Source organism: Shewanella phaeophyticola, from assembly GCF_025398315.1.
Classification (GTDB): domain Bacteria; phylum Pseudomonadota; class Gammaproteobacteria; order Enterobacterales; family Shewanellaceae; genus Shewanella; species Shewanella phaeophyticola.
In genome coordinates, this window is sequence record NZ_JAODOQ010000001.1 from 4,025,933 (window position 1) to 4,040,871 (window position 14,939).

Genomic DNA, 14,939 nt, shown 5'->3' on the forward strand with positions numbered 1-14,939 from the left:
GTAAACGAAGACGCATAAAAAATTTAATGCCCATGTTCAGCATCCTCTTTCCCCAACTCAGACTTCAAAACAAAGCTATTGTTACTCACATACATTTCACCAACCGACAAACCCGTTAGAACTTCACTATATTGACCATCTGTTCGACCAAGGCTCACTTCGCGTGGTTCAAACCCAGATTCACCTTTGACAAAAACTACATTTTTATTTTCAATAACTTGTATTGCTTCATTACGTATAGAAACTGGCGCATTTATTTCATCAAGTGTAATGTTGGCATTAACAAATAAGCCCGGCTTCCAAATGTTGTTGCTGTTTTCAATTAGAACACGAGCTTTAGTGGCTTGACTTTGCACTTGTCCAAATGGTGAAATATAAATAATTTTACCTTCTGAAATATTCTTTAAATCAGTACCTTGTATGTTAACCGTCTGATTTAATTTGACCAAAGGAAGATCCTTCGGAAATATGCTTAATTCTACCCAAACAGTAGAAAAATCTTGAATCACCAGTAAAGGAGTTTCATTTGTTTTCTCTCCAACATTTATATTTCGCTGTGTGATATATCCATTAATTTCAGAAGTTATTGGATAGTTTTTCAAGCTTTCATTTGCTTCAACAATTAACAATGTTTCACCTTTACGGATCGGATCACCGATGCTCTTCTTTACATCACGTACCACACCATCAAATCTGGCATTAACCACTTGCAAACTTTCAGCATTAGTAGCAACCAAGCCATAAACAGGTAACACATCACGAATAACATTGGCACCAACGGTGCTAACCACTATTCCGGCATGCTGTATTTGCTCGTTAGATAATTCTATATGCCCTTCCTCTTCATGTTCTGATTCATCTCCATGACCAGACTCTGCAAAAATAGACCCTGTAAAAAATAAGAAGCTGGTTAAAAATAGAACTTTTGTAAAACTAGAAATTAATTTCATTGAGATATTCCTGATAATTTGATGTTCTCGTTATATTGCGAGCTAGCTAAAGGCTCTGATGTCAATTGTTCAATTTCTGCACCATAAGTTAATGCTGATGCTGCAGCTTCAATTAATGTACGTCTTGCACTTAACAACTCCTGACGAGAGCTCACATAATCCAGATAACCGTACCTTCCGCGCTGATATGCATCTTGAGTTTCAATCAGTGCTTGCTCTAAAGAAGGGATGATGGTGGAACGCAATGAATTAACGACTAAAATAGCTTGTTTTCTATTGTAAAAAGCTCGAAATAACTGATTATGCATATCCAATAACATGACATCACGTTTTACAAATACTTGATTTTTTTCTGCAATGGCTGTTGAAATAGCACCTTGATTCCTAGAGCCAGAAAATAAAGGCATACTGAAGCCAGCTACGAGTGCTGTATCGTTTGTATCTTGAGTTCGACGAACCCCCACAGACCAACTAATGTCAGATTTTGACTGTGTTTTAGCAACACGTATTTCAGCATTTTTTAAACGAGCTTCTGATGCAAAAATCTCTATTGCAGGGTTAAGTTTGACTCTTTCAAACAATTGTTCAAATGAGATATCTTCACCAAACTGAAATAAATTCCCTTCAACATTCTCAAAGTCAGGTGAGGATGATCCCCACAAACTCGATAACGAAACTTTTAAGTAAGATAAGCGTTGCTGTTCGGCAAATAATGATAGCCTGGCTTGCTCTAAGGCTGCTAATGCCCGTTTAACTTCTGCATCGGGTGTAGCACCTGCAGCAGCGCGTTTTTTTACAATATCCAAAGTATCAATGCTTAGTTGAGTAGCCTCCTGTGCAAGAACAACTTGTTCTTGTGCAGCAAGTACATCAACATAACGACGAGTAACATCACCAAGTAAAGCCAGTGACTCAACCTGCCTGCTTGCTTCTAATAATGACAATTCAGAAGATACAGTCCCAATTCTAGCTAAACGCTTGTTATCCATTTCAAAAACTGAGGATAAAGCTATAGTGAACTCAGCCCCACTTATCCCGTTGTAATTTCCAGTTCCACCAATATTGTCAGTATCAAAGCCTAATTCATAAGCTGGTGATAATTTAGCCGTTTCCATTTGCCCTTTCAGAGCATCAATTCGATATGGAAAAAATTTAAGTGAAGGATTTTGTGATAGTGAACGCTGCATTGCTGTTGACAGCGATATAGCTTGATCTGCAGATGATGCTCTTGCTGCGCTGATTGTAAAGGAGAATGCCACAAGGAAAACACACGAAATGATCCGTATATTATAAATACGACTCAAGAGCTCCAAAACTAGTTTTGGAGGACGAATTAACATTAACATATTGTAATACCTAATTATTTAAGATATAAAAATGCGCAAACTCTATCGCTTGCAAAAATTGACTTAAAATAAAAATTAGGCGATCGGAGGACGGATTGAAGTTGAAAAAGGAGTTTCGGGAACAGAAAATAGATAAGAGTCGTATGGAGCGTATTTCGTGAGGATATCAGTTTCAGCCTCATAGACACTTAACAAATAGATATGGCAATGACTACTGTGGTGGTGGCAGTGAAACATTTCATTTGAAGAAGGAATATCAGTAGTAGATAAATCATGAACTGGAGGTGTTTTGATAACTGATGCATTATGATCGATTGGTGTACTTGATAAAATCTCAGCATAAGCTTTTAGCGGGTGAGCATCGACAATATTTGCCATAGGTTGAAACACAACCCATGCAAAAATTAAAAATGTCGATACTAATTTAATCATACTAACCCCAATTTAAAAACATTCTCACCTTAACATTACTCATAAAAAAAATCAATGCATATTTAACTCTTATCAAGGCTGATGGCTGTGTTTTATCCGCTGAATATTAAACCTGTTATTTAAGAATGTACGAGAGCCTATAAAATTTTAAAGTTAAAATTAAAGTTAAATACTCGCATACATGCTCTTAACGTATCGTCATTCCGTTTCAAAAACTTGATTTTGTTACTTTATCAAAATCAATACTGTCCATTAATCTGAGCTGAAGTAAGTGCAACCGTTTCTCTTATAGAGATTTCTGGTATATCGAGCTTGAGTAAGCCAACTTAATCACATCATACCGGATTGCAGCTAACGATCATCATTAGCTAGCTCATTATTGAAGAATATTACAGTGACTGGAACAAATTTTTATTATTACTTTATTCACGTAAGTTAACTTAAACACGAAGCAATCTTTTAGCAGTGAAGGACAACTGATTACACATTAAAATTCATGTTATTAATAAACGCTCCAATATAATACATGTTGATATTGGACCATATGTATTGTAGAAGCCCTTAAAATCAATACTCATAGCATATATGTACACAAATAACTCCTCCTAAACCATGTACCGGCACGACTAGCGTGAGCGTGGCGCTGCTTGAGCATGGCTTAACCGTGGCTCACCAGGCGTTTACTAAGCAAGCGTTTATGTTGGCCGATGCGGTGTCTGATGCGCCGTGTTTTAGCGATTACCGGCAGTTAGATGTGTTATTTCCCAATGCTAAATTTGTCTATTTAGATAGGCCGTTAGATAAGTGGTTGCCGTCGATGCAAATGTTACTGGGCCGCATGCTAGTGCATTTAGATAAAGACAATGGCCGCTTTCATCCGGTGATGAAGCGCAGTTTTAATCATTGCTTTGATATATGGCGGGTTGAAGATGTGTTTGATGAAACGCATTTAACGGCTTGTTATCAGCGCCACCAGCAGCAAGTGTTTAGCTACTATGCAGATCGTGATGATTTTATGGCGATTGATATCAGTGTTGATGGCAGTTTATCGCTGTTAATGGCGTTTATTGGGTTAAACGATGCACTAGACCCACAGTTGATGCAGCCAAGCGAAGAATTACCGCAGCTAAGCTTTCCACAACTAACCTTTCCACAGCTAAACATTGGCCGCAATGTGGCCAGCTGGGATGAGTATAAACACCCTAATAAAATCAGTGCGAATGCCTCAGGCCTGACAAACGTAAGTTTTTTGATTACCCCCTCGATTAATGCTGCGACTTATTCTTTATCTTGTTCTTTATTTTTGGCGCGCTTTTTCTTGGCGACGGTGAGCCAGTCTAGGCTGACACCCGAAATAGCATTAAAGCCACGGATACGGAAAATAAGGGTGAGCAGTTCAGGCCTTGGACGCGCTTTAGGCTCTACAGAGCGCGGAATAAACCACAATGCCACCAGCGATCGCATGATGGTCGATATCATAAACACCAAAAATATTGGGTTGGTTAACCAAGCATTTAAACCTGTCCAGATTAAAAATGCTTCTGCATATGAGGCAATCACGCCTCCTAGCATCGCGCCTACAAACACAAAACCGGCACTTAATGCCGCCTGCAACGCCGCATAGGTAGCAAAGTCACTGCGAAATGGGCGGATGTCGTAAAGGTAGTTGGCCGTGCTTAAGGTAAAGCCGCTCCAAGCTAAACCAGAAAAAGCCTGAATCGCTAAAATATAGATAAAACTGTCTGAAAAAAGCCACAATAACGGCAAACTCGGAATGAGGCAGCTGGTAATTATCATCACTAATCGATTACCGTATAGGTCGCTAAAGCAGCTTTAAAAGCGCAAGGTCATAAATTGAGTAAAAATGGAGGCGACGCTCGATAATACAAATTCAAAGTAAGTAAACTGCAAGTCTTCTAGCATGTACACCGCAAAAAACGGCGCCGAAATGGCGACCATGCACTGCATACCAGCAACAAACAAGCTGTAATGACGGAAGGTTTTGTCTTTCCACGCTTGACGGAAGTTATATAAGGTTTGGTTAAACACCCCAGAGGCTTTAGCCGCTCGAGGTTCAGGGTCGTGCATTTGCAATAGCAGCCAGGCGGAAACAAATCGCCCCATTGCCGCAATCGAAAACAGTAAGCTAAAGCCTAACCAGGCCATCTGTATCGAGTCGGTTAAGGTTAATATGCCGCCGCCAACAAAAAACACACTCAGCGATGCCATCATGGTTAAGCGGGTACGAGACGCAAAAAAAGCACCACGGCGACGCTGAGGTACTATCATGCCCATCCAAGCGCGCCAATGCGGTTGGATTAGGTTGATAAACCCTTGATACAACACTGCCAAACCGATAAACAGCCATACGGCATTATCTGGTCTAAACGCTGCCAGTGCGCCCATGCCTAATACCACACCGGCCTGTAGCCCAGCGCAGACTACAATAAATTGCCTACGGCTAAAGTGGCTCGCCAGCCACACAGACAATAACTGAGCCAAGGCGCCAAACAATTGCGGTAACCCAGTGACCCACCCCATTTGGCCTAAACTGGCGCCCAAAAAAATCGCATAAGCATTAAAAAAGTTATCACTGGTGGCGGTCATGGTAGACGATGCTACCGCCTCTTGCTGGCTGCGGCGTAGGGTGCATCGAAGCCACGACAGTCTGTCGCGACTGCGAGAGCAAGGATGATTGATCGATGTTGAATGCTCTGAAGACATAAAGGTCTTATTGCATGTCCTTGATGTAATACGAAGCAAAATTATGGCTGATAAATATCAAGCTCACAATCTATATCGTTCAGATAAACATCTGTTCTGCTACTCGATTAACATAAACATTCAACGGGTAAAGTGAGGTGAATGGTAAGCAGATTAACTTGGATAAACCAATAATTACCTTGACTAAAATGAAACAAAAATTTTACATTAGTCAAATAATGAGTGCTATGGAAAGTGCTTTGATCCTTAAAGCGAGTCTTACCGCTTTGTTGTTCAGCTCAATACCACTTAACTTCCGTCACATCCTCATTTATACCAAGCTCCATTTATCCAATGCTTAAGCCACACAAATAAGTATTGATGTGTTTACTTTTTCTAAAAAAGCAAAAATAAAATGAAATTACCTTTAATAATCGGCTGTTTGATTTTAGCCGGATGTAAATCAACTCCATATGCAATGATTGATGGCAGCCAGAGTAAAGTTTCTGATGCTGACAATTACGATGTTGAAATTATTGCCATAGATGGTGCATTTCAGTCCGGCAAGCTCACCAAAAATATTAAGCCGGGTTATCACACCATTCATTTAAGTACCACGGTGCCGTTACGCAGTAGAAAAGCCACTTCAACATTGGTTTATCCGCTGGTTGCCAAAGAATGTATGCGGTATGTGGTGTCTGCTCAACACGATCCAAGTAATAAAGATGCGTGGGAAATAAGAGTATTAGATGAGCGCCCTATTCCAACATGTACACCCTCGCCTGTTGAGCCAGAGCAGGTGGTAGTGATCCCCGACTATGCCAAACCCTCCTTAGAAGTTAGCTGCTTAACCGCAGAATGAATTAACCCAGCAAACAACACCCGTGGTGCTGTTAAACTCGGTTGCAGCATGCATTAAATCACAAGATTATCACTCTGCGATTAGTGGCTACTTTTTAGCGGGCGCTTATGCTTACTTTGATACCTTGCGCGTGCCAAATAAGCCATCACATGAGGTGGTTGAATTAATCAAAAAAGATTCTATTTGGACTTTGTCTGCCCTTGAGCAGCAAAACTTTGAACAAAAGTTAGCTGAATACTTAGGATCTGAGCAAAAACAAACAGCGTGTGACTGGGTGGCTAGCGTTGGCGAACCTGATTACACGCCGCTGTATATGCTGCAACATCAACCTAATACATCGGTACAGGCTGACATGACCACTGAATTGTCGTCAGAGATAAAAGACACATTGTTTAAGGCGACACTGACAGATTATCTTGGTTGTCCGCTACCATAGAGGCGCTAATGCGTTCAGTGAGTAAAAACCGCCATTATTGGCGGTTTTGTAGTATGTCTTACTGGGCTTTTATAAATTCATAGCCGCCTTTTACGGCGCCCCAAACTTGCTGGTCGTTACTGTCAAAACCGCGATCCCAACTCACAATCTTATCTTTAGTCACCACCACTTCTGAGGTGGCATAACTGGCGCCACGTAATTGGCTCAAACATTGTTTGTCTTTGGTTGAACCTGCAAAATGTTGCTGCTGTGCAGACCAAGTTAAATACACGGTACATCCTTGCCTTTCGATTAAATCCTTAGGGGTTAACTCACCGAGTGGGTTGGTAGATTTGTATGCTCCGGCATAATGTTTGTCATTGTTAAAACCATAAACTTTACTGGCGAACTCAGTGTCTGACACTTGCGTTACCTGATATACCCGCTGACGATAAGGCTCGTCTAAATGGGTTGCAGCAGCTTGCTCAACATACAGCCAATGCTCAGGATCAGCTGTCCACATTGCAGCCATATTGAGGTGAATATTATAAAACTCTTTGTCGGCTATTGATTGTTGTTCGCTGTCGAAGTGACCTTGCATCCATGTAAGCAGTAATTCTTTTTATCGAGATGTTCAGTGTTATCAGCGAATACCGGAATTGAAGATACCGACGCGAGTAAGGTGATGAGAGCTATATGTATGGCGGTTTTCATTGGAAGATCCTTTCCTATTTTTTATTATGTTACTCAGCAATTTAACAAACAAGTTAATCGATAACAAAGCGTTTATTGATTGTGTTGTCGACACTTAATGGCCATAACCAAACAATACTCAGGTTAATACATGCATATTTTTGTGCTCAATAAGTCAAAAATAAACAGCCCAGTTAATACTATTAACTGGGCTGTTTTGTTATTCATTCACTGTAAATGTACTTAGGTTCACGATAAGTAATGCCAGCTTTGGCATAGCCAAAGCGCCACCTGCTAAATAAAAGGTTAAATAATTAAATCTTTCATTAAGCCTTCCAGCACATCAGCTTGTTTACTGAGACGCTCAATTTCTTCAGCGGTTGTCGTCACCAATGCCATCACTTGAATAGAGCTGCTTCTGACAGAATCGACATCATTAGCAATATTGTCAGCCACACTACCCTGTTGCTCTGCTGCGGCAGCAATTTCTAAGCTTCTGTCTGATATATGCTGATTTTGCTCCGCTATCTCACCTATATTTTGGTTGGCGCTGGTCATTAGCTGTTCGCTTGATTCGGCTTCTGTCACTGTTTTAGCCATGACGCTCATCACGCCTCGGCTATTCGTTTGCAGGGTTTCAATAATTTTTTGAATCTCGACAGTGGCTGCTTGAGTGCGACCGCGAGTGTTCTTACTTCATCGGCAACCACAGAAAAACCACGCCCTTGCTCACCGGCTCTGGCGGCTTCAATTGCCGCGTTAAGCGCAAGTAAATTGGTTTGGTCTGAAATGGCATTAATGGTTGAAATGACTTCACCAATTTGAGTCGCACTATTATCGAGCTCCGACACGGCAACTGACGCATCGCGTACTTCGACAGCGAGTTGATTAATCTCAACCAAGGTTTTTTGGATTTGGCTTTGCCCTTGAGTGGTTTTTTGGGTGGCATGCGATATCTGGGTTGAAGACTCTTGCGCATGACTGGCCACTTCACGAATAGACACGGCCATCTCTTCTGTGGCACTGGCAAGCGAGTCGATACGCTCTTGTTGCTCACTGGCTAGCAGGGTGTTTTCATCGCTACGCACCCGCAACTGTGCACTAATTTGTTGAATTAACGCGACGGCTTCTTGGGTGGTTTTAACCAATAAATGCTCACGTTCTGACACCCTGTCAACGGTGCGGGCTATTAAATTAAATTCGTTACGTGATGGCGCATAGCCAATTCTTGCAGCTAAATCACCCTCCGCTAGCTTGCGTAAGGCTTCGTAAATATGAAATAAGCCACCACCAATAAAGGTTTTTATGTAGTACGAGCACATAAACATCAATATCAAGCTAGCTGCTATAGCAATAATATGGCCAAAACCTAAACCAGCAAATAGGCTTTGCGAACTCACATAGCTAATGTTGTAACCTTGGCCTGCTACATTGGCAGAAATGTCGCTGTATTGGCCAATACTCAAATTGGTATTTTGCAGTACTGCGGCTAATTCGCTAGACGGTATTTGCGCAGCGGCAGCAAGCTTTGCCACAACATCAACCTGGTTTTGCGCTTCTGTAGAATGTTGTGATGACATTACATCAATCAGGCTGGCACTGATCACCACAATCGCCAGTAAAGCGGTGAACAACAGCGCGAAAAAATTTTCCTGTAGTTTGACGCTAATTAAATATTTATCAATCCAACGAAATGCAACTTCTCTCACAACGATATCTCCAAAGAAAAGCCATTTATGATCTTAAACGGCTAAATAAAATGACTCAACGGCTTAATTGATAAAAAGATGGGATGACACGACTGCAGCATAGCTGACTATTCAAGTTTGCATTGTCTGGCGCTATAAAACTGTCACCTAGATCACGCAAAAAGCCCTGTTGGGTTTAGCAACAAGGCCTTTCATAACCGACTTGCGATAAATTACGCTTTTTTAGCCGCAATAGCCGCTTTTACCTGGTTAACTGCCGTACCACCTAATACATCACGTTTTTCTAAACACGCTTCAATGGTAAGGTTTGGATACACATCATCGCTAATTACTTTGGCAAATTTTTGCAACTCTGCCACGGTTAAGTCTTCAATTGGCTTTTGCTGGCTAATGGCAAATACTACCACTTCACCCACGACATGGTGCGCTTCGCGGAACGGCATGCCTTTAGCGACTAGGTAATCTGCAAGTTCGGTTGCGTTTGCATAGCCTTGTTGCGCGGCAACTAATGCTTGTGGGCGATTCACTTTAGGCTACCGACAATACTAAGGCGGCCATGTCTAAACAAATTGCTCCAGCTGTCGACCACATCAAACAAGCCTTCTTTGTCTTCTTGCATGTCTTTGTTGTACGCCAATGGCAAGGCTTTCATGGTGGTTAAAATCCCCATTAAGCTGCCATAAACACGGCCGGTTTTACCACGAATAAGCTCTAATGCATCTGGGTTTTTCTTTTGCGGCATTAACGATGAGCCAGAAGTGACTTCGTCTGAAAGTGAGATAAAGTTAGCTTCACCAGAGTTAAAGAAGATTAGGTCTTCTGCCATACGGCTTAAGTGCATCATGCTAATTGATGCGGCGCTGCATAACTCAACCACGTGGTCACGGTCTGACACGCTGTCGAGGCTGTTTAACGTTGGGCGGGCAAAGCTTAATGCCGCCGCTAATGCGTGGCGATCAATGGGGTAAGCAGTACCGGCTAATGCGCCAGAACCTAGCGGGCATGAATCGGCACGGCTAAGTGCATCTTGTAGGCGGCTAATGTCGCGCTCGTACATTTCAACATAAGCTAATGCCCAGTGGCCAAATGTCACGGGTTGTGCACGCTGCAAGTGAGTGTAACCCGGCATAACAGCGTCAACTTCGCGCTCTGCTAAGTCAATTAACTCTGCGTGCAAGGTACCTAGGCGTGCGAGTAATGCCGCACCTTCTTTTTTGCACCACAGTTTTAAATCGGTGGCGACTTGGTCATTACGTGAACGGCTTCCGTATGAAGTTTTTTACCTAAGTCGCCCACTTTAGCGATGAGCTTTTGTTCAACAAAACTGTGAATGTCTTCTGCGCCGTTGCTGATAATAGCTTGCGGATCATTACCTACCTCCACCAGCAATTCGTTTAAGGCGGCTTTTAAATCGGTACATTCTTGAGCGGTAATAATGCCCACGCTGGCAATGGCGTCAGCCCATGCGATTGAACCAACAACATCTTGTTCAAATAAGCGATAATCAACCGGCAATGAGTCATTAAATAACTTGAAAAGTGCACTGGTTTCGCCTTGAAATCTTCCGCCCCATAACGCCATGTCGGTATCCTCTGTGTTGAAAACTGTGTTAAGAACTGGCTGTTCAATAATATAGGTGTTAAGTATTTTCTTTCTTGTAATGACTCTTTTAGATTACTCAAAAGTCATTATAAGAAAGGCGCTTTGCAGCGCCTTAATCGTATTGGCGTAAACCTTATTTACTGTTTAACGCGCGAATACGGCTTGCTAAAGAGTACAAACGGATAAAGCCTTCAGCGTGCTTTTGGTCGTACACATCATCTTCACCAAAAGTGGCAAAAGATTCTGAGTACAAGCTGTTTGGTGAACGCTTTTTAACTGCTGTCGCTTGGCCTTTGTATAGCTTAATCACAACATCACCGTTAACAGATTCTGCTAATGATTCAGATGCGGCGATAAGAGATTTACATAAAGGTGTAAACCAACGACCGTCGTATACTAGATGCGACATTTGGCCAGCAATTTGCTCGCGCCAAGTACGGCTTGTTTTGTCTAATACCAATTCTTCAATGGCACGCAGACCAGCAAACATGACCGTGCCGCCTGGTGTTTCATAACAACCACGAGACTTCATGCCCACTAAACGGTTTTCAGTAATGTCGATACGACCTACGCCATGCTTACCGGCGATATCGTTGAGTGTCATCAATGCAGCGTAAGGTGATAATGCTTCATCATTAACATGGGTGACACGGCCATTTTTAATCGCCAGTGATACATATTCTGGCTCATTTGGTGCATCCTCAGGGGCGACAGTCATTGTCCACACACCTTTTGATGGCTCGTTCCATGGATCTTCTAACTCGCCGCCTTCGTGCGAAATATGCCATGCGTTTGCATCGCGGCTGTAAATCTTGGTCGCTGATGCGCTGGTTTTAATATTACGCTCAGCAAGGTATGCAAGTAAGTCTTCACGGCTACGCATTTCCCATTCACGCCAAGGTGCAATGACTTTTAAATCTGGCGCAAGGGCAGCAAAACAACCCTCAAAACGTACTTGGTCGTTACCTTTACCGGTACAACCATGACATACCGCGTCTGCACCCACTTTACGGGCTACTTCAACTTGTGCTTTAGCAATAATTGGACGCGCCATTGAAGTACCTAGTAAGTAAGTACCTTCATAAATAGCGCCTGTAGCGATAGTTGGGTAGATGTAATCAGCAACAAATTCTTCTTTTAGGTCAACGATATGGCACTCAGAAGCACCTGAGGCTAATGCCTTTTCAGTTAGGCCAACTAACTCTTCTTCGCCCTGACCTACGTCGGCACAAAATGCAACGATTTCACAGTCATCGTAGGTTTCCTTTAACCATGGGATAATGGCTGAAGTATCTAAACCACCTGAGTACGCGAGTACCACTTTTTTAACGCCGGATTTTTTCACTGCATTAGACATGTTCAATTCCTACAATCAATCATTTATGTTTATTTAAACGCTATAACGCCTTCGGCATTACAACTTAATCTTTTGACTCACTTAATAATGATACCAATACTGCATTTTGTGCATGCATGCGATTTTCTGCTTGATGTAAAATCAGTGAACCTTCGCCGTCCATTACCTCATCGGTCACTTCTACACCGCGGTGTGCAGGCAAGCAATGCATAAAGTATTTTGCACCGGCTTTTACCATTAATTCGCCGTTAACCTGGTATGGTGCAAAACGCGCTTTAATGTCAGCAAGCGGCGTATCATCACCCATTGAAATCCAAGTGTCGGTATAAATAGCATCATGGCCTTCAATGGCATTAATTTCAGCACTTAAGATTAGCTTGCCGCCATTTTTTTGCGCCAAAGCTTGTGCTTCGGTGACGATAAGCGCGTCAGGGAACGCACCTTCTGGGCAAATCACTGTCATGGTTAAGCCTAAAATAGCCGCGCCATAAATCAGTGAATGAGTCACATTATTACCATCACCAACATAAGCCAGTTTTGCTTTGCTGACATCATCAAACTGCTCTGACAGGGTTAAAAAGTCTGCGAGCGCTTGGCATGGGTGATACAGATCAGACAATGCATTGATAACAGGTACGCTACCATGTTCAGCAAGTTGTTCAATGGTAGTATGCGAGAACGTTCTAGCAACAATAGCATCTGCCCAGCATGAAATATTAGTAGCAAAGTCGGCTACGGTTTCACGCTGACCTAATGCACCATTTTGTTGGTCTAAATATAAACAGTGGCCACCTAGCTTATTAATGCCAATGTCAAAGCTGACTCGGGTGCGAAGTGATGGCTTTTCAAATAGCATTACCACGCTTTTACCATCTAAGGCACGACGGTACTCAGCTGGATTATTCTTAATTTTTTTAGCCAGTTCGATAATGGCCAAAAGCTGAGTTTGAGTTAATTCTTTAATCGACAATAGGTGCTGCATATACTTCTACTCCATTAAGGTTGTATTTGAGTCCCGACAGACCCACCTTTTACTAATGTTTTTAATTGTTCGGCGTCACGCCAAGAAGCGACCTGTACAGGCTTACCCATCCACTGAGCAACTTCTAATGCGGCTTCAACTTTAACTTTCATGCCTTTTTCAATCACCCCTTGGGCAACCAAATATTCGATTTCGCTTTTGTTTAAGCTGCTAATCAGTTGGCCTTTACCATCGAGTACACCAGAAACGTCAGACAATAGCACCAAGGTGCCGTTAACTAACTTGGCCAGTGTTGTTGCTGCCTGGTCAGCGTTAACGTTTAGCATATCGCCTTGGCTCGAAATCGCAATCGAGCTACAAATTGGCATCCAACCTTGGCTTAAAATGAAGTTAAGGTAAGTGGCATCTTTTGGTTCAACCTCGCCTACGAGTCCTAAACGTTCATCTTTAATTTTGGCAGTAACCATATTACCGTCACCGAGGCTCATGCCTACGCTTACAATGCCCGCTTTTGCTGCAGCAGCTTGTAAAATCTTGTTTGAGGTACCGGCTAGCGCACCGACAATAATAGGGATTTGGTCTTCTGGCGTGACACGTAAACCGTCTAGCTTAATGGTTTCTTTGCCGTTAGCGGTTAATTGTTCATCAACTAGACAACCACCGCCATGAACTAACAGTACTTGCTGACCCGCTGCGATCATTTCTGCAGCTGCGGTCATTAAACGTGCCATTCCCATTTCACATTGCAGTAATGCACCGCCGACTTTAAGCACTAACACTGGTTTTGTAGCCATTATTGTTGTTCCTTGACTTAGGTGATCTAATTACACACCGAAATGGATCTTGATGCACTGTAGCCCTTGGCTAGCAGCACCTTTCATTAAATTATCAATCGCACTGGCGACCACTAAATAACCGCTGTTTGCATCAAATTTCCAACCTAAGTGACAATTTGGTGTATGCACTACATCATCGACTTTAGGGAACATGTTGTGCTTTACGGTCACGATAGGTGAGCTGTCATATACGCTATACGCTTTTTCAATGTCGGCTTCAGTCGTGCCCGGCTTTAGTTGCACTGTAATCGTGGCCAAAATACCACGTTTAAAGTTGCCTAAATGTGGGGTGAAAATCACTTCTTGGCCTAAATGAGTGGCAATTTCAGGCTGGTGACGGTGACCCAATACTCCGTAAGGCGTTAGGCTGACTTCGCAAAAGTTAGTGTGTAACTGCGCTTTACGCCCAGCACCCGTTACACCACTAACCGCATTAATGACTGGGTATACTTCAGTTAAAAAAGGTTTAAGCGGTTTTAATGCCGTTAATGACGCCGTTGGATAGCAGCCTGCTACAGCAATCATTCTGGTTTGTTTGATTTGCTCGGCATTCCACTCAGCTAAACCGTAAACGGCTTCGGCTAACACTTCTGGATAAGTGTGTTCAAAACCATACCACTTAGGATATTGTGCGATGTCTGCAAAGCGATACGCGCCACTGAGGTCAAATACCGCCAAGCCTTGTTTGTAAAACCATGCCGCTAACTCAAGGCTGACTGAATGCTCAGTCGCCAGTACCACGCCGTCGGCTTGGTCGACGATTTGTTGTTTTGCTTCATCTGTAAGTGGAGATAGCGTATAAGCCATATGACTGTATGTAGGGTACAAGTCGGCTAATTTACGGCCTTTGTCTAAACTGTTTTCCGATACATATAAGCCTTGAACCGAAAGGTTACTGTCGGCATTAATCAACGAAGTAATTTGTGCACCGGTGTAACCACTAGCGCCAATAATTGCGATGCTTTTCATAAGTTTGATTTTTCTTAATTGATAGTTATCGAGAGTTTTTAGCATAGCCCATTTAGGCAGGGGACGCCTAATAAAGGTCTATC

Annotated in this window: 12 protein-coding genes and 3 pseudogenes; 3 read left to right on the plus strand and 12 right to left on the minus strand. The window is 42.5% G+C overall.

The window, feature by feature from the left end; all coding sequences use genetic code 11:
• Nucleotides 1–23 precede the first annotated feature (23 nt).
• From N4T56_RS18615 to N4T56_RS18625, 3 genes are all read right to left on the minus strand, one after another.
• Nucleotides 24–950 carry an efflux RND transporter periplasmic adaptor subunit gene (locus N4T56_RS18615; protein WP_261734258.1) on the minus strand — a complete coding sequence of 309 codons (927 nt, stop codon included), beginning with the start codon at nt 948–950 and terminating at the stop codon, nt 24–26.
• Nucleotides 947–2,296 (minus strand): TolC family protein, encoded by a 1,350-nt coding sequence (locus N4T56_RS18620; protein WP_160056943.1) that lies wholly within the window; start codon nt 2,294–2,296, stop codon nt 947–949. The genes N4T56_RS18615 and N4T56_RS18620 overlap by 4 nt, the downstream gene beginning before the upstream one ends.
• Nucleotides 2,297–2,371: 75 nt before the next feature.
• Entirely contained in the window at nt 2,372–2,728 is a 357-nt protein-coding gene (locus N4T56_RS18625; RefSeq protein ID WP_160056941.1) for a hypothetical protein, read from the minus strand.
• 583 nt (nt 2,729–3,311) lie between these two features.
• On the opposite strand from N4T56_RS18625, the pseudogene N4T56_RS18630 reads away from it, so the two are divergent.
• Nucleotides 3,312–3,997, plus strand: a pseudogene (locus tag N4T56_RS18630) (sulfotransferase).
• A gap of 9 nt (nt 3,998–4,006) precedes the next feature.
• On the opposite strand, the pseudogene N4T56_RS18635 reads toward N4T56_RS18630, so the two are convergent.
• Nucleotides 4,007–5,452 (minus strand): annotated as a pseudogene (locus tag N4T56_RS18635) (MFS transporter).
• A gap of 394 nt (nt 5,453–5,846) precedes the next feature.
• Here N4T56_RS18635 and N4T56_RS18640 point away from each other — a divergent pair.
• Both N4T56_RS18640 and N4T56_RS18645 read left to right on the plus strand, forming a co-directional pair.
• Complete coding sequence (locus tag N4T56_RS18640) at nt 5,847–6,293, plus strand: hypothetical protein (RefSeq protein WP_261734259.1); 447 nt, start codon at nt 5,847–5,849, stop codon at nt 6,291–6,293.
• 22 nt (nt 6,294–6,315) lie between these two features.
• Nucleotides 6,316–6,729 (plus strand): hypothetical protein, encoded by a 414-nt coding sequence (locus tag N4T56_RS18645; protein WP_261734260.1) that lies wholly within the window; start codon nt 6,316–6,318, stop codon nt 6,727–6,729.
• Between the two features lie 58 nt (nt 6,730–6,787).
• Here the strand turns inward: N4T56_RS18645 and N4T56_RS18650 are convergent, their stop codons facing one another.
• The 8 genes and pseudogenes from N4T56_RS18650 to argC all read right to left on the minus strand — a co-directional run bounded on the left by N4T56_RS18650 (nt 6,788) and on the right by argC (nt 14,856).
• Nucleotides 6,788–7,309 (minus strand): chromophore lyase CpcT/CpeT, encoded by a 522-nt coding sequence (locus N4T56_RS18650; protein WP_261734261.1) that lies wholly within the window; start codon nt 7,307–7,309, stop codon nt 6,788–6,790.
• A 398-nt stretch (nt 7,310–7,707) separates the two neighbouring features.
• Complete coding sequence (locus N4T56_RS18655) at nt 7,708–8,001, minus strand: hypothetical protein (RefSeq protein ID WP_261734262.1); 294 nt, start codon at nt 7,999–8,001, stop codon at nt 7,708–7,710.
• Between the two features lie 8 nt (nt 8,002–8,009).
• Complete coding sequence (locus N4T56_RS18660) at nt 8,010–9,110, minus strand: methyl-accepting chemotaxis protein (protein ID WP_261734263.1); 1,101 nt, start codon at nt 9,108–9,110, stop codon at nt 8,010–8,012.
• Nucleotides 9,111–9,322: 212 nt separating this feature from the next.
• Nucleotides 9,323–10,691: pseudogene (gene argH, locus N4T56_RS18665) on the minus strand (argininosuccinate lyase).
• Nucleotides 10,692–10,845: 154 nt separating this feature from the next.
• Nucleotides 10,846–12,069 (minus strand): argininosuccinate synthase, encoded by a 1,224-nt coding sequence (locus N4T56_RS18670; RefSeq protein WP_261734264.1) that lies wholly within the window; start codon nt 12,067–12,069, stop codon nt 10,846–10,848.
• Nucleotides 12,070–12,133: 64 nt separating this feature from the next.
• The gene (locus N4T56_RS18675; protein ID WP_261734265.1) at nt 12,134–13,051 is read right to left on the minus strand and encodes an ornithine carbamoyltransferase; all 918 of its coding nucleotides are present in this window, start codon (nt 13,049–13,051) and stop codon (nt 12,134–12,136) included.
• Nucleotides 13,052–13,065: 14 nt separating this feature from the next.
• Nucleotides 13,066–13,845: an acetylglutamate kinase gene (gene argB, locus N4T56_RS18680; RefSeq protein ID WP_261734266.1), complete on the minus strand. Its 780-nt coding sequence runs from the start codon at nt 13,843–13,845 to the stop codon at nt 13,066–13,068.
• Nucleotides 13,846–13,875: 30 nt separating this feature from the next.
• Nucleotides 13,876–14,856, minus strand: a complete 981-nt coding sequence (gene argC / locus N4T56_RS18685) for an N-acetyl-gamma-glutamyl-phosphate reductase (RefSeq protein ID WP_261734267.1) — start codon at nt 14,854–14,856, stop codon at nt 13,876–13,878.
• Nucleotides 14,857–14,939 lie beyond the last annotated feature (83 nt).